We start from the raw sequence: 20,383 nt of genomic DNA, 5'->3' as shown, positions 1-20,383 counted from the left end.
GAAGAACTCTTTTGAAAAAACAAAAAAGGCGAACAATCTGTTCGCCTTTACTGGGTGGGGTTGGTGGGTGCTGACGGGCTCGAACCGCCGACCTACGCCGTGTAAGGGCGCTGCTCTACCAACTGAGCTAAGCACCCCACCTGAAACAGAAAACTCAGTTCAACGCATCTTTCAATGCCTTGCCTGGACGAAACTTTGGCACCTTGGCTGCCTTGATTTTAATCGCAACGCCGGTACGCGGATTACGTCCGGCACGGGCAGCACGCTTGCCAACAGCAAAGGTGCCGAATCCTACCAGCGAAACGGTGCCACCCTTTTTCAGCGTGGTTTTCACCGCGCCGATGGTGGACTCCAGCGCACGCGCAGCAGCAGCCTTGGAAATATCAGCATGCTTTGCGATGTGTTCAATCAATTCAGTTTTGTTCACAAGGAGCCCCTCGCTCTAATTTATTCAGACCAATGTATCTAACAAATTCCCCCCCGACTTGCTGCTCTGCGGCGCGCAAAAAAACAGGCCTGGGGGAAACATAACTTTGCAGCACCTACTGCGCAACCGATTAAAACTTTGGACTCCCAACATGTCAATCGGACAAACTGCATTCAAGCGGCGCGGAGGCGGATTCTAGACTGAAATCGGGCCACTCTTGAACAGCACTCACACTTTTTATCTCGCCGCAACAACAGCTCACAAACGGTGCGCGTGACCCGCAGCAATTGCACTACTTTGGGGCCTTCAACGCAGACGCCGCAAACACTTATTTTGTACGTGCGCGTATCTCCGGCAAGGCCTTCTGTAAATAATAAACCATGGACCAAATGGTCAGGATTGCAGAAATCCAGATCAGCCACTGACCCCACACATGGGTGTCCACCACGCCGAACAAGCGGCCGTCAAAAAGCAAAAATGGAATGGCCACCATCTGCGATACGGTCTTCAATTTACCGATCATGTGCACAGCCACACTCTTGGACGCGCCGATCTGTGCCATCCACTCGCGCAGAGCAGAAATCGCAATCTCGCGGCCAATGATGATAAGCGCCACGAAGACATCAGCACGGCGCAAATAGACCAGCACCAACACACAGGCACACACCAGAAATTTATCCGCCACCGGGTCCAGAAAGGCCCCGAAGGACGAGGTCTGGTTCAGCCGGCGAGCGAGGAAACCATCCAGCCAGTCGGTGGCGGCAAACACCACGAACATCACGGTCGCAATCAGGTTGCGGCTGGGCTCGGCCAGGGGCAAATAAAAGACCCCGACGATCAACGGTATCGCGACGATACGCGTCCAGGTCATGATGGTAGGAATGGTCCAAAACATACCTGATTGTGTCATGCGATTGGGGTGTGGGCCTCAACGCAATGCGCGGTAGATTTCTTCCGCCAATTCCCGCGAAATGCCGTCAACTTTGGCGATATCGTCCACACCCGCAGCGGCCACGCCACGGATGCCACCAAAACGCTGCAACAGACTGGCACGCTTCTTCGGGCCGATGCCGGCAATATCCTCCAGCTTGCTACCACCCACACGGACCTTGGCGCGCTGGGCGCGCATGCCGGTGATGGCGAAGCGATGGGCCTCGTCACGGATCTGCGCAACCAGCATCAGCGCCGCCGAATCGCGAGCCAGCGTGGCCTTGGTGCGGCCATCGGCGAACACCAACTCTTCGAGCCCGACCTTGCGACCCTCGCCTTTTTCGACCCCCACGATCAACCCCAGGTCCAACCCCAAAGCCTCAAACACCGACTTCGCCATCGACACCTGGCCCTTGCCTCCGTCGACCAGCACAAGGTCAGGCATACGCCCAGCCGGTGGCTCAACACCAGGCTCAGCCTGCACGCCAAATTTGCTGTAGCGCCGTGTCAGCACCTGGCGCATAGCCGCGTAATCGTCGCCCGGCGTAATGCCTTCGATCTTGTAACGCCGGTACTCGGAGTTTTGCATCTTGTGCTGCTGGAACACCACGCAGGAGGCCTGGGTCGCCTCGCCGGCCGTGTGGGAAATATCAAAACATTCGATGCGCAAGGTATCAAGATCGTCCGGCGCCAGGTCCAGCGCGTCCACCAGGGCCCGGGTACGGGCTTGCTGCGAGCCCTCCTCGGCCAGCAGACGCGCCAATTGCAGACCGGCATTCTTCTGCGCCATCTCCAGCCAGACACGGCGCTGCTCGCGCGGGTTGTGCACCGCCGTGACCTTGGTGCCGCTTTGCGACGACAACGCATCCAGCAAGGCCTTGCCGACCGGCACGCTGGTGATCAAAGCCGGCGGAATGGGGATGTCGATGTAATGCTGGGCGATAAAGGCCTCCAGCACCTGCACCTCGACGCCCTGGACTGCGTCCTCACCTTCCACCTCGACCGCGTTCATGAACACCGCGTCTTCCACATGCGTGGGGTAGTAAGCCCTGTCGCCAAGGTGACGCCCGCCGCGCACCATGGCCAGGTTCACACAGGCCCTGCCCCCCTGCACCTTCACCGCCAGGATGTCCACGTCCTTGTCGGACACGTTGTCCACCGACTGCTGGTGCAGCACGGTAGATAGCGCGCTCATCTGGTTCCGCAGCTCGGCGGCCTGCTCGAACTCCAGCTTGTCGGCATGGACCATCATGCGGACCTCCAGCGCCTTCAGCACCTGCTGGGTTTCGCCGTCCAGAAACTTCTCGGCGTTCAGTACGTCCTGCGCATAGTCTTGCGGCGAGACAAAGTTCACGCACGGGCCGGAGCAGCGCTTGATCTGGTACAGCAGGCAGGGCCGGGTGCGGTTGTTGAACACCGTGTCCTCGCAGGTGCGCAAACGAAAGACTTTTTGCAGCAGCTGGATCGACTCTTTCACCGCCCAGGCGCTGGGGAAGGGGCCGAAGTAACGGTGCTTCTTCTCCACCGCGCCACGGTAATAGGCGACGCGGGGAAAGGTCACCGCGCTAGGTTCTGCAGCGAAGGCCGGCAAAGCCGTGATCTTCAGATACGGATAGCTTTTGTCGTCCCGGAACAAGATGTTGTACTTGGGGTGCAAGGTCTTGATCAGGTTGTTTTCTAGCAGTAACGCCTCGGCCTCGGAGCGCACCACGGTCGTCTGCATGCGCGCAATCTTGCTGACCATGTGGCCGATGCGGGTTCCGCCATGGTCGCGCTGGAAGTAGGTGGTGACGCGCTTCTTCAGGTTCTTGGCCTTGCCCACATACAGCACCGTGCCGTCGGCATCGAAATAACGGTACACGCCGGGCAAGGCGGGCAAGGCGGCGACTTCGCTCAGCAGTTGCTCAGAATGCACAGGCTCGACAGCGGGTACGACAGGTGGTTCAACAGGATTAATCTCGGACATAAGCCGTATTGTGGACAATCCAAGGCTGCGCTCCTCCACTGCCCCATGATCCCCCTGAAATACCTGTCGGCATATCCGGCCCACGTCACCGCCCAGGTGCAGCAGCTGCTGGCCGCCGACAAGCTCGGCCCACTGCTGCTGAAAAAATACCCCAGCGCCCACAGCGTGCGCACCGACAAAGCCTTGTACGACTATGTGATGGACCTGAAGAACCAACACCTGCGCAATGCCGCGCAGATCAACAAGGTCGGCTTTGACGCCAAGCTGCACGTCTACCACCATGCGCTGGGCACCCACACCACGGTGTCGCGGGTGCAGGGCAACAAGCTCAAAGCTAAGCACGAAATCCGCATCGCCACCCTGTTCAAGGACGTGCCCGATGCCTTCCTGAAAATGATCGCGGTGCACGAACTCGCCCACCTGAAAGAGCGCAACCACGACAAGGCCTTCTACCAGCTGTGTACCTATATGGAGCCCGACTACCACCAGCTGGAATTCGATGTGCGCCTGTACCTGACCCACATCGACGTGGCCGGCAAACTCGACTGGCCCACATGAAAACCTGGGACATCTTCTGCCAGGTGATAGACAACTTTGGCGACATCGGCGTCTGCTGGCGCCTGTCCACCGACCTGGCCGCGCGCGACATGCAGGTGCGGCTGTGGGTGGACGATCCGTCAGCCCTGGCCTGGATGGCGCCGCATGGCTGCCCTGGCGTAGAAGTGCGGCACTGGACCCAGCCGCTGGACCTGGCGGGACTAAGCTCCAGCGATGTCTGGGTTGAAGCCTTCGGTTGCGAGATTGCTCCTGAATTCATAGCTGCTCACGCAGGCGATACCTGCGCCAGTGGCTCAAAACCCTTATGGATCAACCTCGAATACCTGTCGGCCGAGGGCTATGTGGAACGCAGCCACGCCCTGCCCTCGCTGCTGCGCGACGGCCCGGCCGCGGGCCGGCAGAAATGGTTCTTCTACCCTGGCTTCAACGACAAGACCGGCGGCCTGCTGCGCGAAACCGATCTGGCCCAGCGCCAGGCCAGCTTCGACCGCAGCGCCTGGCTGCAAGACCTGTGGCCCCGGCTGCAGCATGGCTTGGGCGCCCCACTGGCCAGCAGCGAAGAGACGGTAGTCAGCCTGTTCTGCTACGAGCCCCCAGCCCTGAAAGCCTTTCTGGAACAGCTGGCCGGCGCACCCCACCCCACCCGGCTGCTGGTCACCGCCGGCCGGGCAAGCCGCGCAGTGCAGGCCCTGCTTACAGATGAAAACTGGCTCCAGCGCACATTTCACCTGCGCGGGCAGCTATCAATTTCATACTTACCCACCCTGACCCAGCGCGACTTCGACCACCTGCTGTGGGCCGCCGACTGGAATCTGGTGCGCGGCGAAGACTCCCTGGTGCGGGCCATCTGGGCCGGCAAGCCCTTCGTCTGGCACATTTATCCGCAGGACGACACAGCCCACCACGCCAAGCTGGAAGCCTTTCTGGACACAGCCCAGGCGCCGGACTCGCTACGCCAATTCCACCGCGTCTGGAACGGGCTACAGGCCGGCCAGTTGCCGGTACCCGACCTAGCGGACTGGAATACCTGGGCCAGGGCTTTACGGCCCCGACTGTTGCTGCAAGCTGACCTGGCGACGCAGCTTCTGAGCTTCCAGCCTAAAAACCGTTAAAATCCAGGGCTTTGCCCAAACGGGCTGCTATCGGCAAACGCGATGTTTTGCCCCACCCGCCGCAGACATATCCCCCGAAGATGTTCCCGGGAGCGTTGCGCGGCCCTCACTCCAGAGAATGCTATGAAAATCGCCCAAGAAATCCGCGCAGGCAACGTCATCATGAACGGCAAGGACCCGATGGTCGTCCTGAAAACCGAATACAGCCGCGGCGGCCGCAACTCCGCTACCGTGCGCATGAAGCTGAAGAGCCTGATCGCCAACTTCAACACCGAAGTGGTGTTCAAGGCCGACGACAAGATCGACCAGATCGTGCTGGACAAGAAAGAGTGCACCTACTCCTACTTCGCCGAACCCATGTACATCTGCATGGACACCGAATACAACCAGTACGAAGTCGAAGCCGAAAACATGGGCGACGCACTGAACTACCTGGAAGATGGCATGGAACTGGAAGTTGTGTTCTACGACGGCAAGGCCATCTCGGTCGAGCTGCCCACCAGCGTGCAGCGCGAAATCACCTGGACCGAACCCGCCGTCAAGGGCGACACGTCCGGTAAGGTGCTGAAGCCCGCCAAGATTGCTACCGGCTTTGAATTCGGCGTGCCAATCTTCGTGGCCCAGGGCGACAAGGTCGAAATCGACACCCGCACCGGCGAATACCGCAAGCGCGTCTAATACACGCCCAGGCGCACCGTGCAAAAGGCTCCTCCGGGAGCCTTTTTTGTTGCCGACACCCTACCCCTTCAGGCCCCCATGCAAGCAGCTACCGCAGTCGATCCCAAAACCGTGGCGCATTTCCAGCCCAAGGCCATCACCCCCACGGCCGAGCAGCTGGCGGTGCAGGTCAGCCCGGCCCGCATGGCCATTGTGGAAGCCAACGCAGGGGCCTCTAAAACCACCGTGCTGGCCCTGCGTATGGCCGAAGCCTGGACGCGCGGCACCCGGCCCGAACACATCTTCGCGTTGACCTATACCGACGCCGCCCAGCTGGCACTCAAGACGGCGCTGAAAAAGATCGGTGTGCCAGCCGCCATCGTCCAGCAACTGCGCATACAAACCTTCGAGGCCTTTTGCAGCCAGGTGCTACGCGACATGGAGGGCGGGCCCATACCTCTCTACACCGAGGCCGAACAATTCAGCCCCGTGCTGTGGGAGGCCGTGGAACGCGTGGCTGAACACCCCGGTGAAAAATGGCCAGAAGAACTGCTCATGCCCACCCTGGGTGACCAGGGTCTGGTCGACAGTTTTTTGCAATACAGCGAAATCCTCAAAGGCACGCTGCGCGATGTGCTGGAGCGCCAGGAGCAGTCCGTCACGCCCGACTACGCCGCCTCCCTGGAAATCGAATACACCCAGCTCAAGATCTACCTGGCGTTTGAACGCCTGCGTTGCGCCAACCCCGAAAAGCCCGCCTTCCGCGGCCCGCATGACGCCACCTACGATCTGGCCTGCATGTTGCAGGAGGCCGAGCCCATGGAGCACTACCCTGCCTGGCCGACCCGGGTGAAGGTGCTGGTCATCGACGAAATGCACGACATGAACCAGGCCATGTTCACCGTGCTGCAGGCCCTGCTGGCCAGCAACCGCTGCTTCTTTTGCGGTGTGGGAGACATCGACCAGGTGATCCACAAAGCCACCGGCGCCGACGCCAAATTCATGCGCAGCAGCCTGGCCGAACACAGCAGCCACAAGGTTCAGCGCTACCCGCTGACGCACAGTTTCCGCTTCGGTACCGCCGTGGCCAAGCTGGCCGGCCAGATCGCCAACAAGGCTTACGCCACCATGGCCCCGCACACCACCCAGCTCACGCGCCTGGACTACGCCGACAACGCCGCCTGCGCTGCACAGGTGGTGCAGCAGGCCCTGCAATGGAAGAGCCAGCCGCGCGCCAAGATGCATGAATGTGCGGTGCTGCTGCGCCATGCCCACCAGTCGGTGCAGATTGAAAACGCCTTGATCGAGGCCGGCCTGCCCTACACCACGCGCGGCTTTGACAGCTATGTGCTGCGGCCCGAGGTGCTGTTCCTGCGCGGCCTGCTGGCCGTGGCTACCGACGACCTGCGCAGCGTTACCGTGGAGCGCACCCGTGCTCTGGTGATGCGCGCGCTGGTGTTTTTTGCCGGCTCACACATCCAAGTGGAGGGGCGCGAGCACGAGTCGCAGCAGGAGCTGTTGGACGATGCCGTGCGTAGCGTCACCGACAACCCGCTGTTCCTGACCTCATTCTTCGACAACCAGGTGCTGCGCAACGCACCAGCCAATACCCGCAAGCGACTGCAGGCTGCCGTGCAGCGCATACGCAGCCACACCGACCCCGGCCTGCTGGACGTCGTGCTGAAAGATTTGCAGATCCACACCCTGATGAACCAGGTGCTCAGCTCACGCCTACGCCGTGTGGAGGCCGAAACCAACCTGGCCTGGCTGGCCCAGGCGGCCGAGCGCTTTGCCAGCCCGGCGCTGTTCTTCCAGCACCTGAACGCAATCGAGCAAAAGCAACACGACAGCCAGCGCGACAAAGGTAGCAGCCTGCTGCTTGCCAGCATTACCAGCGTCAAGGGCCTGGAATTCGATATGGTGCAAATACCATATCTGGCACAAGGCGAGTTCCCCGACCCGCATTCCGACGCGGGCGAGGAAGCCAATACCTTTTATGTAGGCATCACCCGCGCCCGACGCCAGCTGACGCTACTGGCCAGCCAGACACGGCCCAGCAGCCTGCTGGGCAGCGACGCCTGAGTACAGGCGCCTAAAGGGCGTGCGGATGAAGCCTTCAGACCCGCACGCAAAAGCTTGCTCAGCGCTTGAGCAAGACTTTCAGCACGGTCTGCATGCGTCGCGCCTGACCGGCATCGAAGTTGCTGGCCCAGACCTTGGCCGCATCTTGCGCCCAGGTTTGTGCGGGCGACGGGTCGTTGCGCTTGGTCAGCAACTGCAGTTGCAGCATGCGACGGGCGCTGACCAACTCGGCCGGCGTGGGTGCTTCAGCAGCGATTTCCAGACGCAGCAGGGCTTCTGCGGCCGTCTTTTCATCGGTCTTTGCGGGGGCGCTCAGGCTTTGTGCCCAGGCCGTGCGGGTCGCGGGGTTCACGCCATGGCCCAGGGCCTGGGCGCTGGGCAGCTGAGCCACGTCGCGTTTTTCCCAGGCGCTGAGCAAGTCGGTCAAGACCTCGCCATGGGCTTGCGCAGCCAGTTTCTTCAGCGCGTGCTGGGCATTTTCCAGCGCATCGCGCTGGGCGCGGAAGGCCGCATCGCCCAGGCGTGGGCCACGGTCTTCGAACGCGGGGCGCTCGCCAAAGCGGCCGCCGTCACGGCCGCCACGGTCGTCGCGACGGGGCTCGAACTTGTTGTCACCCGGGCGGGCCGCGCCACGTGGGCCATCCTTGCGGTCACCGAACTTGCCACCACGGCCCGCAGCGGGTGCGGGTTCGGCCTTCTTCATGCCGGGGCGGTCATCGCCGCGCATCGCCACCACAGGCTTGCGCACCGGCTTGGGCGCTTCAACCGGGGCTGCTTCTGCGGTGGGTTCTGCGTTTGCTACATTTTCAATAGCTGCTTGCGCAGATTCTTCCTGCGCTGCAGGCGTATTTTCTTCAGAAGTCTCAGCCGCCGGTGCGGCAGCCGCAGACTCGGCCTGCACAGCGGACTGGGCGGCAGCGTCGGCCTTGTCGGCATTCACGGCGGCCTGGGCCAGGGCCTGGCCACGCAAGGCAGCTTCCAGGTCGGCCATGGCGGAGCGGATCTTTTGCGCATCGCCGGAGGCGTTCGCGGCATCCAGAGCCTTGGCGGCGTCCAGCACCATACGGTCGCGGTCGCTCAGGGCCGTGGCGGCCTTGCTGCGCTCTTCGGTCTTGCGGTTGAAGGCCTCGTCCAGCGGCTTGCGGAAGGCGTCCCACAGCTTTTGTTCGAACTTGCGATCCAACGGTACGCCTTGGGCCTCGGCCTGCCAGCGTTGCTGCAGGGATTTGACGGCGTCGATGCGCAGCACGGGTGCGGCGCCCAGTTGCTTGGCTTCTTCGATCATGGCCTGACGGCGTTCCACGCTCTGCTTTTGCAGGTTTTCCAGTGGCGCAGCGGCCAGGCTGATGGCCTCTTTCCACAGCGGCTGCATTTCAGCGAAGGCCTTCTCACCCAAGTGGCCGGCATCGCGCCAGCGGTCGCCGAACTGGTGCAGGATGCGGGAGAAGCCCTTCCAGTCGCCGTCCTTGGCCGTCACGTTCTCGGCAGCCCAGGCCTTGACTTCTTCGATCAGCGCCAGGCGCTGGGCCTTGTTGGCCACGGCTTCGGTCTTGACCTTGTCCAGCCAGGCTTCGACGACCTTGTAGGCCTCGTTGCAGGCTTCGTCAAAACGCTTCCACAGCGCATGGTTGGGCACGCCGCCTTGGTCGGTCTGCTTCCATTGCTCGCGCATCTGGCGCAGCGTGTCTTGCATCTTGCGGCCACCCAGGGCATGGCCCTCGGGGCGCTTGAGCAGGCCTTCGGCCTTGATCAACAGTTCTTCACGCAGTTGGTCGGCGCGCCAGCGCTGCCAGCCTTCCAGTTCACCGGCGGCAGCCAGCGCGGCTTGCGCGGCGTTGCCCAGCTTTTCATCGACCAGGCGGTTGTGTTCTTTCAAGGCATTGCGCAATGCGGCTGCGGCGCCGGCACTGGCCTTGCCATGGCCTTCGGCCACTTCTTGCTCGACCTTGCTGAGTGCATCTTGCACGGCCTTGTTGGCGGCTTCGCGCAGGGCCGGGTCCACCGGGGCCTTGGCTTGTTTGGCGGGCTTGGCGGCTTCCAATGGGATGCCACGGGCCACGCGGATTTCGTCCGCCCACACGTTCACGGGGGGCAACGGCGCATTGGCGTCGGCGTCGGCCGCGACGACCAGGGCCAATGCGCCCTGGAAGGCGTCCCACACCACCAGCAGTTGGCCACGCGAGGCATCCAGCATGGTGGGGTACTTGCCGTCCACGCTGGTCCAGTTGCTGTCGGACGCCAAGGCTGCAGCCTGGTCTTGCCAGTGTTGCACGTCGTTGCGCAGCACGTCCAGTGCGGCCTGGGCATCGCGCCAAGGCTTGGTGGACAGCACTTCGATGCGCTGGGCCAGCAGCACGGCGGCTTCACGCTGCACCTGCACGCGGTGCTGCAGGTCTTCAATGCCTTTGACGCGGTCAGCCAGCTGTACCTTCAGGGCGGCCAGCGGCTCCTTGCTCAGCGGCGCGCCGGCCTTGGCGGCATCGCGCTGCCAGGCCATGGCATCGGCCATGTTTAGCTTGGGCAGAGCCAGCAGCGCGGTGGCCTTGCGGGCCCATTCGGCAGCGATGATTTCAGCGCCCTTGCTGCGCTTGAGTTCGTCCAGCTTTTCTTTCAACGGCTTGGCTGCACCGCGGTCCCGTCCGTTCAGCTCCTGGAACACCTCCTGCATCTGCTCGTAGCTGGGGTTGGTAACCAGCCAGTCGCGGATGCGCTGCGCACGCTCTCCCGCGGTGTGGGCAGAAAAAGCGCCCCCCGTCAGGGTGTCGAGCGGATGCGGTTCTTGGGATTTTGTGGCGTTCACGGCAGGCTTTTCAGAAGGAGTGGCAGGCGTTGTTTTAGGAGAAGAGAAGCCGAACATGGATGAATTTATTTGGGGATAGAACAAGCGGCCACCGGGGCCGCTAGGCCCCACGGCACACAAGTCCGGTTCGGGGCAAAGGTGCTATTTTCGCCGCTTTTCAAATCACCGCATAAATCCCGCTCTGGCGGCCCCGGTTTTAGCCGTCCGGTGTCAAGGCATGGCCAGCTGCAGCTCGGCCTGTGGCTGCCAGGTAGCCTCGGTTGTCAAGGTTTTGGCGGCCCCCAGGAACAAGCGTTCCAGCGGAATCTTTTGGCCCGCCAGGTAGTCACGCACCACCACGCCGCGCTGTACCGCCAGACGCTGTAGCGCGTCGTCGCTGGCGGGCAGATTGGCCAGCAACAGTTGCTCCATATCGGCATCCGGCAAGTCCTTGACCAGACCCAGGGCGTTGCGCGGTTTGGGGAAGTTGGCCCGCTTGTACAGAGACTTGAGCAGGGCCGGGTATTCGGCCGGGTCTACCGCCATAGACGCCAGCTCGCCGGTATCGGCATCGGGCGCAGCCGCGCCGTCCACCACGGCGTTGCGGCGCTTTTCGGCCAACACACGGCGTTGCAGGCGGGCTTTTTGCAGAGCCTCGCGCTCGGCTTCAGCGCTGGCGCTGCCCACCACGGTCAACTTCAGGCCATTGCGCGCCTCCAGCGCCTTGGCCACCTTGTCCAGGTTTTGCCGGGCCTCGGGGGTCAATACCGTGCTGCCGGGGGCGAAGTGGACCACGCTCAACTCGTCCCCACCGCCGCCAAAGGCACTGGCCAGCAGGCTGAAAGGCGAGGTAATGGCCTTGGCAATCAGGTTGCCGATGATCTTGAAGATCACCGGCCCGATGCGGAACTGCGGGTCGTTCAGCGAACCGGACAAGGGCAAGTTCAGGTCAATCACGCCATTGCGGTCAGCCAGCAGGGCCACGGCCAGCTTCACCGGCAGGCTGGTCGGCGCGCCAGCCACCTCGTCGCCAAAAATCAGCTGGTTCAGGATGATGCTGTTGGTGGCGGTCAGTTGGCCATCGGGCTGGACCACGTAGTGCACGTCCACGCTGAGCTTGCCGCGCTCGATGCCGTGGCCGACGTATTTGATGCTGTAGGGTGACAGCGCGGGCAGCTCCAGGTCACGCACCTTGGCGTTGATGTCCAGCACCAGGGGCTTGGCCAGCGGGTTGAGCTTGCCCAGAATTTCCAGCGAGGCCGTGCCCTCGGCCCGGCCGCGCAGCTCCAGGTCGGCCTGCTGCACCACGCCCTGCTCGGCCACGGAGGAGAACGCCCCCAGCTTGCCAGTCAGCTCGCTGAGGTTGGCGCTGTAATTGGGCTTGATGAAACGGTCCGAGAACTGCACCCGGCCATTGACCAGACTGATGGCTCCTATGCGCACCACAGGCGCTGCGCCATTTGCATTATTTTGGCCGCCAGCGCTGGATTTACCTGCGCTAGCAGCTACAGTATTAGTAGCACCCGCCGGTTCCGTCGGACTGGATTTGACCAGGTCTTGCAGGTTGATACGGCCGGTTTCGTCCAAGACCACGCGGGCATAGAAGTCGCTGAGCGCGGTTTCCTTGACCTCGATGCGGGTCACGGCGGCCGGAGCCAGTGCCACGTCGACCCCGCGCAGGTTCAGCAGCTTCCAGCTCAGCAATTCACGGTTCTGGTTGGCGCCCGCATCCGGGGTGCTGCTGTAGGGCGAACGGTTGGCGCGGAACTCCTCCAGCGTGCCGTCGCCACGCACTTTGAGCACCGGCCCGGCCGGGCTAGCGCTGTAAGCGACCTGGCCTTTGAAGCTGGTGTCGGCCCGCACAATGTCCACATTCAGGCCGGCACCGAAATACGGCTCCAGGGCATGCAGAGGCAGATGCACCAAATCCACTTGACCCTGGGCCGCCAGCGGCTGCAGAGCCAGCGTACCTTTGTAAGACATGCGTCCAGCCTCTACATTGCCGGCGCCGATACGGGCGGCAATATTCAGCGGCGAGGGCTTGGCGCTGTTCGGGTCCAGGTCTTTCATCTGCACCTGCAAAGCCGTCAAATCCAAGGAGACAGGCTGAGACGTCGCCTTATCTATATAGGAGACGGCGCCGCCTTCCAAGGCAAAGTCAGCCACGTTGATGGACCAGGGCTTGGCCGTTGCGCTGGAAGTCGCCGGCGCAGTCGCCGCGGACGCGGCTGCTGGCGCGGCACCGGCGGCCGTTTTCAGCCAGCGCTCGAACATCCAGCGTTGGTCGGCGCCCCGCTCCACCTTGGCACGCGGCTCGGTCATGGCCAGCTTGCCGATGCGCACGCTGTGCTGGGCCAGATCGACCTGGGCTTGCAGCAGCTGCAGCTGGCGCAGGCTGGCCAGGGCTGCCGTTGCCGGCTTGCCGCCGTTGGACGGCGTACCCAGCGCCAGGCCGTCCAGCGTGAGTTGCTTGGCCGTGAGCTGCAGCGCGTCAGGTGCCTTCCAGTGCAGCTGCAGATCGGCATTCAGTTGGCCACTCAACCGGGGCTCCAGCACGGCGGTCAAGTACGGCGCAGCCAGGTCCAGCGGCAAGCCGCCCAGGCTGGCATCGACATTCGCTTCCTGGTCGGTAGCGGAGCCGCTAAAGCGCAGCTCGGCAGCCTTGCCAACCGGGGCCTTCCCACCCTCCTCCAACTGGGCCTGCCCGCTGAACTTCAGCGGCTGGGTGAACGGCCAGGCGATGGCCGATGCCTCCAATGCCACATCGTTCAAAGCCAGCTGGGCTGCCGGGTGGGTCGTGGCGTCGGTCCAGCGCACACTGCCCCGTGTCAGCGCCAGCTTGGCCACGTTGAGCTTCCACGGCGAGGACGCTGCAACTTCAACATCTTTTTGACCGCTAGCGCTTGATTTACCTGCGGGAGAAGCTACGTTTTTAGGAGCAAGCGGCGGCACCAGGAAATCCAGCTGACCGGCAGCATTGCGACGCATATCCAGCGCTAGCGCGTTCAATTCGACCGAAGACAGCTTTACCACCCGCTCCAACGGCCGCACATCGTCCAGCGTCAGCTTCAAGCTGTCCAGCGCCAGCCACGGCGCGCCTTGCGGATTCGCCACCCGCAGCTTGTCGGCCTGCAGCACGCCGCGCAGACGCACGGCCATCTTGGGAGTTTCTTCAAACGCCAGCTGCAGGTCGGCATTCAGCACCGCCCCCTGCACCTTGACCGGCAGGCTGGCGGGCAAATAAGGCAGATAGGGCGCCAAGTCCAGGTTTTTCAAGACCAGATGCGCATCCGTCTTGCGGGTGGGCTCGAAGGGCGTAGTCTGGGCCGCGGTGTCAAAACTGCTGCCATTCAGGGTAAAGGCCAGCCTGGGCTCGGCCTGGATGCTGCGCTGCGAATCCAGGTTACTGATGAAAGGCAGGCTCAGGTGCAGATCGCGCACCGCATGGGTTTTGCCCACAGGCTGATCCATAAAGTCCACCGACCCACCGGTCAGGGTGATGTTGTACAGCGCAAACGAGGGCGTAGGGCTGGGCTGGGGATCAGGCGGTGTGGCCAGGCGGGCCACGATATCGTCAAAGTCGTAGCGCCCCTCGCCCAGGTGGGTGATCTTCAGCTGCGGCTGTTGCACCGCAATCGCATCGACCACGGGAGCCAGCCGACGCAGGGATTGCCAGAGCGCCACGTCCACCAGCACATGCTCAATGCGTAGCTGCGGCGTGGCCCCCGCGGAAGCGGCGATCGAGAGCTGATCCAGCGACAGTGCCAGCGTCCAGGGGTGGAAGTCCACATGGCCGACCAGCACCTGGCGACCCAGCTTTTCGCTGCCCGCCTTCTCCAACTGGCTTTTCAATAGCGGTGGCACCGCCAACCAGGCCAGCGCCCATAACACCAACAAACCAGCGAGGGCCCACAGCACGCGGCGCAGCCATGGACGGGAAACAAAAGATGCAAAAGTCATGGTGCCCATTTTGCCGCCAGACTACGCGGCGCTGTGAGGGAATGCACCGCCTGAAAAGCAGAAAGCCCGGACGGTAGGTAGTGAACCTGGCCGCCGGGCTTGACGGCGAACTTGCGGTTCATGCCGTCTGGGTTTGCAAGGGAGAGAGTGATGTCCCCCATTGCATTGGAAGCAAGAGATTGCCTCCATATAGTACCGGGGCTGCTCCACACCGCCGTCGCAAAGTGTCAGGCTTAGCAGGCTCCTACCGGTGAACGCCTGTTTGCACAGGCGGTGTCAATTTAGTCCATGGTGGTGCGGATTACAAATCTGCTTTTCAATGCATATGCAGTCTGCGATTGAGTCAATTTTCTTGACACATGAAATCAAGGTAGTAGCAACACAACAGGTGTATACACCACCATCGAGCACTTACATCATGAAACAAAAAAATCCCTGACACCTTTCCCAAGTGACAGTTTCGCTGTGCAAATTAGGTGAAAACGGGCTTCGAAATTGCTAATTTCTTATAAAGATCAACTTTTATATTCTTGACTTGATATGATAAGTCCTCCTAGAATCCGCCCGTCCCTCCCACTATGGCCTAGGGACAACCCGAATCCGCTGCCGACCCCCGGCTACATCAGATCGCTGCACAAGCCTGGAAGGCGCCGCAGGATACTGATAGCGTACCCACCCAATCGAAGTGCCAAAGCGAATTGCTCTTACGCAAATTGATCGCCCCCGGCCTTCGCTCGATGAGGAAGTGCTATGACAGCGTTACAAAAGTTAGGACATGGACTGCGAACCTTCGCATCCGATATTGCCCAAGGCTTTTTTGAGATTACCCACAACGGATTTGCCCTCTTGGGCTTGGTTGTGGCTTTTACCGTCGTGACCATGACCGCCCGGCCCGATCTGCGCCAGGTGGCCGAAGTCCAGTTGATGGGCTGGTTGCAAGAACGCCAGGTTGAACCTACCGGTATGGAAGACATTGCCGAGGCAGACACCGAGGCGGTGGACCGTGCCACCGCCAGCAACCCCAAGGACCTGCCTAAACAGCAAGCAGCTGTAGCCTATTGGCTGAGCAAGAAATACCATGTCGCGGCCGAACCGGTCAGCGCCCTGGTGGCCGAAGCCTATGACATCGGCAGTCGCGTCAAGCTCGACCCGACTCTGATCCTGGCCGTCATGGCCATCGAATCCGGCTTCAACCCCTTTGCCCAAAGCTCTGTGGGTGCCCAAGGCCTGATGCAAGTCATGACCCAGGTGCACACCCAGAAATACGACGTCTTTGGCGGCAAGCTGGCCGCGTTTGACCCGCTGACCAATCTGCGCGTCGGCGTTAAAGTGCTGCAAGAGTGCATTGCCCGCGCTGGCTCGGTCGAAGGCGGGCTGCGCTTTTACGTAGGTGCGGCCAACATCGAAGATGACGGTGGCTACGCCAGCAAGGTCATGGCCGAGCACGCCCGACTACAACAAGTGGCCGCCGGCCGGGCTACTCCCACGGCCCCGCAACTGCGCACCATCCCTGTCACTGCGCCTGCCCAAAAGCAGCCCGCAACGGATGACGTACAAAAAGTGGCGGTACTCGGTAAGTACTAATCTACGTTCGCCAGCTCCGTTACACTAGGCATGTACGCAACTGGCGATAGGCGTGACCCCGGCACCGGGTGCTCACGCTGACGTGGACCACCGCAGCACCTTTCTTACAAGGTTTTTCGGACAACCACTGGGAAGCGTACCGCCAGGCTTTGGCTTGGTGTTCAGCCGTTCGCCTGGGCAGCACTTGTTCCAACCCCAAGACCTTCGTCTGATAGGACTGCCATGTACGACCGCCGCATTCTGATTGAACAAACCGACCCCGAGCTGTTCGCCGCCATCCAGGCCGAAAACGCCCGCCAAGAGCACCACATCGAACTGATCGCTAGCGAAAACTACGCCTCGCCCGCCGTCATGGCCGCGCAAGGTTCGCAGCTCACCAACAAATACGCCGAAGGCTACCCCGGCCGCCGCTACTACGGCGGCTGCGAATACGTCGATATAGCCGAACAACTGGCCATCGACCGCGTCAAGCAACTCTTTGGCGCTGAAGCCGCCAACGTGCAGCCACATTGCGGCGCATCGGCCAACGAAGCCGTATTCCTGGCCTTCCTCAAGCCCGGCGACACCATCATGGGCATGAGCCTGGCTGAAGGCGGCCACCTGACCCATGGCATGGCATTGAACATGAGCGGCAAATGGTTCAACGTCGTCAGCTACGGTCTGGATGCCAACGAAGCCATCGACTACGACGCGATGGAACGCAAGGCCCATGAAACCAAGCCAAAACTGATTATTGCGGGCGCCAGCGCTTACTCTCTTGCTATCGATTTTGAGCGCTTTGCCAAAGTCGCGAAGGATGTGGGCGCCATCTTCATGGTCGATATGGCCCACTACGCAGGCCTGATTGCCGCTGGCATCTATCCCAACCCCGTGCCCCACGCCGACATCGTCACCTCCACCACCCACAAAAGCCTACGCGGCCCGCGTGGCGGCATCATCTTGATGAAGTCAGAGTTTGAGAAGGCCATCAACAGCGCCATCTTCCCTGGCCTGCAAGGCGGCCCGCTGATGCACGTCATCGCAGCCAAGGCTGTGGCGTTCAAGGAAGCGCTCACGCCCGAATTCAAGACCTACCAACAGCAGGTATTGAAGAACGCCCAGATCGTGGCCGAAACCCTGACCCAACGTGGCCTGCGCATCGTCAGCGGCGGTACGCAAAGCCACGTCATGCTGGTGGACCTGCGCGCCAAGGGCATCACGGGCAAGGAAGCCGAGGCCGTGCTGGGCAGTGCCCACATGACGATCAACAAAAACGCCATCCCCAACGACCCGGAAAAGCCCATGGTCACCAGCGGCGTGCGTATCGGCACCCCCGCCATGACCACCCGTGGCTTCAAGGACGAAGAAGCCCGTGCTACCGCGAACCTGGTGGCCGACGTGCTGGACAACCCGCGTGACGCGGCGAACCTGGACACCGTACGTGCCAAGGTCGCAGCACTGACCAGCCGCTTCCCTGTCTACCGCTAAGCGTTAGCTAGCCATGAAATGCCCCTTCTGCGGCCACGGTGAGACCCAAGTTGTCGAAACCCGCGAATCTGACGACGGCGACCTGGTCCGTCGTCGGCGCCGCTGCGGGGGCTGCGAAAAGCGATTCACTACCTACGAACGTCCAGACGTTAGCTTCCCTGCGATCGTTAAAAAAGATGGGCGGCGCATTGATTACGCCCCCGCCAAATTACGGGCATCTCTAGCACTAGCTTTAAGAAAACGCCCCGTCAGTACAGAGCAAGTGGACAATGCCATTGAGCGCATAGAGGAAAAGCTGCTAAGCCTCGGCGCACGTGAAGTTTTATCCAACTACATCGGCGAACTAGTGATGCGCGAGCTAAAGAAGCTAGATAAGGTCGCCTATATACGCTTTGCCAGCGTATACCGCAGTTTTGCGGATGTAGACGAATTCAAAACCCTAGTGGACGAAGTACAGCGTTAAGCAAGCTATCCGCTTAACGGTTTTGATGGAGGGACAGGCGGCAACCGCCATGCTTCCATCGGTAAACAGATGTATCTATTATCGATGCATGGACTTTACACATTACATTCGCGAGCAGTACCTTGCCTCCAAGTGTGGTGCAGTTCGGCTGGAATTGCGCTCCAAGGGTTTTTCCTTGCTTGAAGTGCTTATATCCATCGTTGTACTTTCATTTGGTTTGCTAGGTATGCTGGGTTTACAAGCGGCTGCATTGCAAGCAAATCGGGATGCACGAATGCAATCCGCCGCAGTCAATTTGGCACGTGAATTGGCTGAAATGATGCGGAACAATAAAACCATTGCATTGGATACTTCAAGCCCATATTTCGGCAACTTCACCACTCCATTGACTGCAGTTTCACCCAGTTATTGCCTCAATGTAGCCTCAAGTACCAGCTGCGGCACTGGTACAACTGGCCTTACTGCAATAGCCAACGCTGAAATGACGGAATGGCTATCACGGGTAGATAGCGAACTACCGGGTGCCCGCGTAACAGTCTGCTCTGACTCTGCCCCATTCGATTCAACCGGCGCACCGCAATGGACCTGCGGTACCGGAACAGATGCCAGCACAGTGATAAAAATCGGCTGGACCAGAGGATCTACGGATCACTCAAGCACAAACACCACTCCATTGGATAGGGCCACGAAGCCCTCGATCATTCTCCCGGTAACCGCAGGCAATGCCCTATGACCGCTTTGATCAAACCATACACACCAAAGCGGCGATCAAATCAATCGCTGAGCTCCCAGCATGGGTTAACCATGGTCGAACTATTGGTAGCGATGGCTATCAGCCTTGTGATAGCCATCGCAGCAGTTGCATCACTTCTTATTAGTAGACAAGGATTTACTGCAGTAGATGCATCTTCGCAGCTAAGAGACAACGCTCGTTTTGCGATGGACCTTTTCCAGCGCATAGGTGTTCAAGCGGGATATCAGGATGTGTTGTATATCGCGTCGCCTAGGCAAACAAATGTTAGCGGCGTTGCAACCAATCCTGATCCGAATATTTTCGGCATTGACAACAAGATACCCAGCGCAACCGATCCATTCAACGCGAGCCCCTCCACTGCAGGCACTAACGGCAGCGACATCTTGATGATCCGATACCAGGTGGGTGAAACATTTCCAGGATCTGGCGTCTCCGACGGTTCAATGATCGACTGCATGGGTAATGCGCCCACCGCAGTTCCAGGCAATCAAGATGATCGGATAACCAGTGTGTTTTATGTAAGTACTGGGTCGGATGGAGAACCCTCCCTCTATTGCAGCACAGGTCCGTCAAGTACACCTCAACCGATAATCCGGGGTGTAGAAAATTTTCAAGTGCTCTATGGGGTAGATGGCGTGACGGCCAACACGGCATCTACCGCGGCAACGGATTCCTTTGCAGACGGATACCTACGCGCGGATCAAATGACCGTATCTGGAAATGCCGTTGCAACCAACGACAACTGGCGGCGTGTTCGTACCTTGCGTATTGGGATGGTATTGCGCGGACCTATTGGCTCCGCACAAGACTCAACGGCGCAAACCTTTTATCCCTTGGGGCTGGCAAAAAGCTCTAGCAGCGCAACCCCGGGTTCAGCCATGTCCTCCTCTAGTGACGTGGGCACTATCTTTAGCCCAACGCCAGACAAGAGATTACGCCAAGTTGTCACCTTCACGGTACACCTACGCAATGAGCAAGGGCTCAAGCTGCAAACCCCTTGAGTAGGAATCCAAGATGAAGAACGAATTTGGCGTTGAAAATTGTCAGAAAGTGCCAAGAACATTGAGCAGGCAAGGCGGCATGTCGCTCATATTGGTCATGATGATATTGACGATAGTTTCATTACTTGGTGTCGCTGGAATACAAATTGCCACTATGGGAGAACGTAGCGCTCGTAATGACCGAGATATGCAGGTCGCATGGCAAGCGGCTGAAGCCGCATTAATTGATGCAGAGTTCGATATTTTTGGACCGACCTCGTCCGTCCGGCGCTCTATCTTCAAAAATTCCAACGATATTTCCAATTTTGTAGCGGGATGCAGCAATACAGGTAATTACGTGGGCCTTTGCACTCCATCTACTTCCGGAAAACCCGTTTGGTTGACCGTAGACTTCACAGACACCAGCAGCTCTGCCAGAACAACAGCATTCGGCACATATACCGGACGCTCTTTTAGTGCCGGTGGACTTGGTGTCCAACCCGCCCAGCTACCACGTTACATCATTGAAGCCATTGTGGATACCGAGCAATCCAACCTCTTCATATCTCCGCCGAAATACATTTATATGTACCGGGTAACCGCTATGGGTTTTGGCCCTCGAAAAGAAATTCAAGCTGTGCTTCAAATGATCTACCGATATTGA

The 20,383-nt window shown here is 60.3% G+C and carries 15 protein-coding genes, 1 tRNA gene and 1 riboswitch; of the genes, 10 read left to right on the top strand and 6 right to left on the bottom strand.

Going from position 1 to position 20,383, the window contains the following annotated elements; translation table 11 throughout:
* Nucleotides 1–61: 61 nt before the first annotated feature.
* The 4 genes from AC07VY_RS01855 to uvrC form a co-directional block, all read right to left on the bottom strand.
* A tRNA-Val gene (locus tag AC07VY_RS01855) sits at nt 62–137 on the bottom strand.
* Nucleotides 138–154: 17 nt separating this feature from the next.
* The gene (locus tag AC07VY_RS01850) at nt 155–427 is read right to left on the bottom strand and encodes an HU family DNA-binding protein (protein WP_490592778.1); all 273 of its coding nucleotides are present in this window, start codon (nt 425–427) and stop codon (nt 155–157) included.
* A 328-nt stretch (nt 428–755) separates the two neighbouring features.
* Nucleotides 756–1,322 (bottom strand): CDP-diacylglycerol--glycerol-3-phosphate 3-phosphatidyltransferase, encoded by a 567-nt coding sequence (gene pgsA, locus AC07VY_RS01845; RefSeq protein WP_490592777.1) that lies wholly within the window; start codon nt 1,320–1,322, stop codon nt 756–758.
* A 33-nt stretch (nt 1,323–1,355) separates the two neighbouring features.
* Nucleotides 1,356–3,323 carry an excinuclease ABC subunit UvrC gene (gene uvrC, locus AC07VY_RS01840; protein WP_495095807.1) on the bottom strand — a complete coding sequence of 656 codons (1,968 nt, stop codon included), beginning with the start codon at nt 3,321–3,323 and terminating at the stop codon, nt 1,356–1,358.
* A gap of 45 nt (nt 3,324–3,368) precedes the next feature.
* On the opposite strand from uvrC, the gene AC07VY_RS01835 reads away from it, so the two are divergent.
* The 4 genes from AC07VY_RS01835 (at nt 3,369) to AC07VY_RS01820 (ending at nt 7,732) form a co-directional block, all read left to right on the top strand.
* Complete coding sequence (locus tag AC07VY_RS01835) at nt 3,369–3,881, top strand: M48 metallopeptidase family protein (protein ID WP_495095808.1); 513 nt, start codon at nt 3,369–3,371, stop codon at nt 3,879–3,881.
* Nucleotides 3,878–4,993, top strand: coding sequence for an elongation factor P maturation arginine rhamnosyltransferase EarP (gene earP / locus AC07VY_RS01830; RefSeq protein WP_495095809.1), 1,116 nt, complete (start codon nt 3,878–3,880; stop codon nt 4,991–4,993). Before AC07VY_RS01835 ends, earP begins: the two co-directional genes overlap by 4 nt.
* A gap of 123 nt (nt 4,994–5,116) precedes the next feature.
* A complete protein-coding gene (gene efp / locus AC07VY_RS01825) occupies nt 5,117–5,671 on the top strand; it encodes an elongation factor P (protein WP_490592775.1) in 555 nt (184 codons plus the stop codon).
* A gap of 78 nt (nt 5,672–5,749) precedes the next feature.
* Complete coding sequence (locus tag AC07VY_RS01820) at nt 5,750–7,732, top strand: 3'-5' exonuclease (RefSeq protein ID WP_495095810.1); 1,983 nt, start codon at nt 5,750–5,752, stop codon at nt 7,730–7,732.
* 58 nt (nt 7,733–7,790) lie between these two features.
* Here the strand turns inward: AC07VY_RS01820 and AC07VY_RS01815 are convergent, their stop codons facing one another.
* Nucleotides 7,791–10,589 (bottom strand): DUF349 domain-containing protein, encoded by a 2,799-nt coding sequence (locus tag AC07VY_RS01815; RefSeq protein WP_495095811.1) that lies wholly within the window; start codon nt 10,587–10,589, stop codon nt 7,791–7,793.
* A gap of 153 nt (nt 10,590–10,742) precedes the next feature.
* Nucleotides 10,743–14,471: a DUF748 domain-containing protein gene (locus tag AC07VY_RS01810; protein WP_495095812.1), complete on the bottom strand. Its 3,729-nt coding sequence runs from the start codon at nt 14,469–14,471 to the stop codon at nt 10,743–10,745.
* Between the two features lie 750 nt (nt 14,472–15,221).
* Between AC07VY_RS01810 and AC07VY_RS01805 the strand changes: the two genes are divergently transcribed.
* From AC07VY_RS01805 to AC07VY_RS01780, 6 genes are all read left to right on the top strand, one after another.
* Nucleotides 15,222–16,055: a lytic transglycosylase domain-containing protein gene (locus tag AC07VY_RS01805; protein WP_495095813.1), complete on the top strand. Its 834-nt coding sequence runs from the start codon at nt 15,222–15,224 to the stop codon at nt 16,053–16,055.
* Between the two features lie 26 nt (nt 16,056–16,081).
* Nucleotides 16,082–16,241: riboswitch (ZMP/ZTP riboswitch) on the top strand.
* Nucleotides 16,242–16,277: 36 nt separating this feature from the next.
* On the top strand, nt 16,278–17,522 hold the full coding sequence (gene glyA, locus AC07VY_RS01800) for a serine hydroxymethyltransferase (protein ID WP_495095814.1): 1,245 nt from the start codon (nt 16,278–16,280) through the stop codon (nt 17,520–17,522).
* A 13-nt stretch (nt 17,523–17,535) separates the two neighbouring features.
* Nucleotides 17,536–17,985 (top strand): transcriptional regulator NrdR, encoded by a 450-nt coding sequence (nrdR, locus tag AC07VY_RS01795; RefSeq protein WP_495095815.1) that lies wholly within the window; start codon nt 17,536–17,538, stop codon nt 17,983–17,985.
* An 88-nt stretch (nt 17,986–18,073) separates the two neighbouring features.
* A complete protein-coding gene (gene pilV, locus AC07VY_RS01790) occupies nt 18,074–18,718 on the top strand; it encodes a type IV pilus modification protein PilV (protein ID WP_495095816.1) in 645 nt (214 codons plus the stop codon).
* Nucleotides 18,715–19,740 carry a PilW family protein gene (locus AC07VY_RS01785; RefSeq protein WP_495095817.1) on the top strand — a complete coding sequence of 342 codons (1,026 nt, stop codon included), beginning with the start codon at nt 18,715–18,717 and terminating at the stop codon, nt 19,738–19,740. Before pilV ends, AC07VY_RS01785 begins: the two co-directional genes overlap by 4 nt.
* A gap of 13 nt (nt 19,741–19,753) precedes the next feature.
* Entirely contained in the window at nt 19,754–20,383 is a 630-nt protein-coding gene (locus AC07VY_RS01780) for a pilus assembly PilX family protein (protein ID WP_495095818.1), read from the top strand.

The sequence above is a fragment of the Rhodoferax sp. GW821-FHT02C08 genome (assembly GCF_059421805.1).
The sequence above is the reverse complement of the archived record's forward strand: the minus strand, read 5'-3'. Positions and strand labels throughout refer to the sequence as shown.

What these genes read in the sequence shown, in the direction of transcription:
- glyA (WP_495095814.1), top strand. Translation starts at nt 16,278, where the DNA reads ATGTACGACCGCCGCATTCTGATTGAACAAACCGACCCCGAGCTGTTC.
- AC07VY_RS01820 (WP_495095810.1), top strand. Translation starts at nt 5,750, where the DNA reads ATGCAAGCAGCTACCGCAGTCGATCCCAAAACCGTGGCGCATTTCCAG.
- efp (WP_490592775.1), top strand. Translation starts at nt 5,117, where the DNA reads ATGAAAATCGCCCAAGAAATCCGCGCAGGCAACGTCATCATGAACGGC.
- pgsA (WP_490592777.1), bottom strand. Translation starts at nt 1,322, where the DNA reads ATGTTTTGGACCATTCCTACCATCATGACCTGGACGCGTATCGTCGCG.
- AC07VY_RS01835 (WP_495095808.1), top strand. Translation starts at nt 3,369, where the DNA reads ATGATCCCCCTGAAATACCTGTCGGCATATCCGGCCCACGTCACCGCC.
- nrdR (WP_495095815.1), top strand. Translation starts at nt 17,536, where the DNA reads ATGAAATGCCCCTTCTGCGGCCACGGTGAGACCCAAGTTGTCGAAACC.
- AC07VY_RS01785 (WP_495095817.1), top strand. Translation starts at nt 18,715, where the DNA reads ATGACCGCTTTGATCAAACCATACACACCAAAGCGGCGATCAAATCAA.
- pilV (WP_495095816.1), top strand. Translation starts at nt 18,074, where the DNA reads ATGGACTTTACACATTACATTCGCGAGCAGTACCTTGCCTCCAAGTGT.
- AC07VY_RS01815 (WP_495095811.1), bottom strand. Translation starts at nt 10,589, where the DNA reads ATGTTCGGCTTCTCTTCTCCTAAAACAACGCCTGCCACTCCTTCTGAA.
- earP (WP_495095809.1), top strand. Translation starts at nt 3,878, where the DNA reads ATGAAAACCTGGGACATCTTCTGCCAGGTGATAGACAACTTTGGCGAC.
- AC07VY_RS01810 (WP_495095812.1), bottom strand. Translation starts at nt 14,471, where the DNA reads ATGACTTTTGCATCTTTTGTTTCCCGTCCATGGCTGCGCCGCGTGCTG.
- AC07VY_RS01805 (WP_495095813.1), top strand. Translation starts at nt 15,222, where the DNA reads ATGACAGCGTTACAAAAGTTAGGACATGGACTGCGAACCTTCGCATCC.
- AC07VY_RS01780 (WP_495095818.1), top strand. Translation starts at nt 19,754, where the DNA reads ATGAAGAACGAATTTGGCGTTGAAAATTGTCAGAAAGTGCCAAGAACA.
- uvrC (WP_495095807.1), bottom strand. Translation starts at nt 3,323, where the DNA reads ATGTCCGAGATTAATCCTGTTGAACCACCTGTCGTACCCGCTGTCGAG.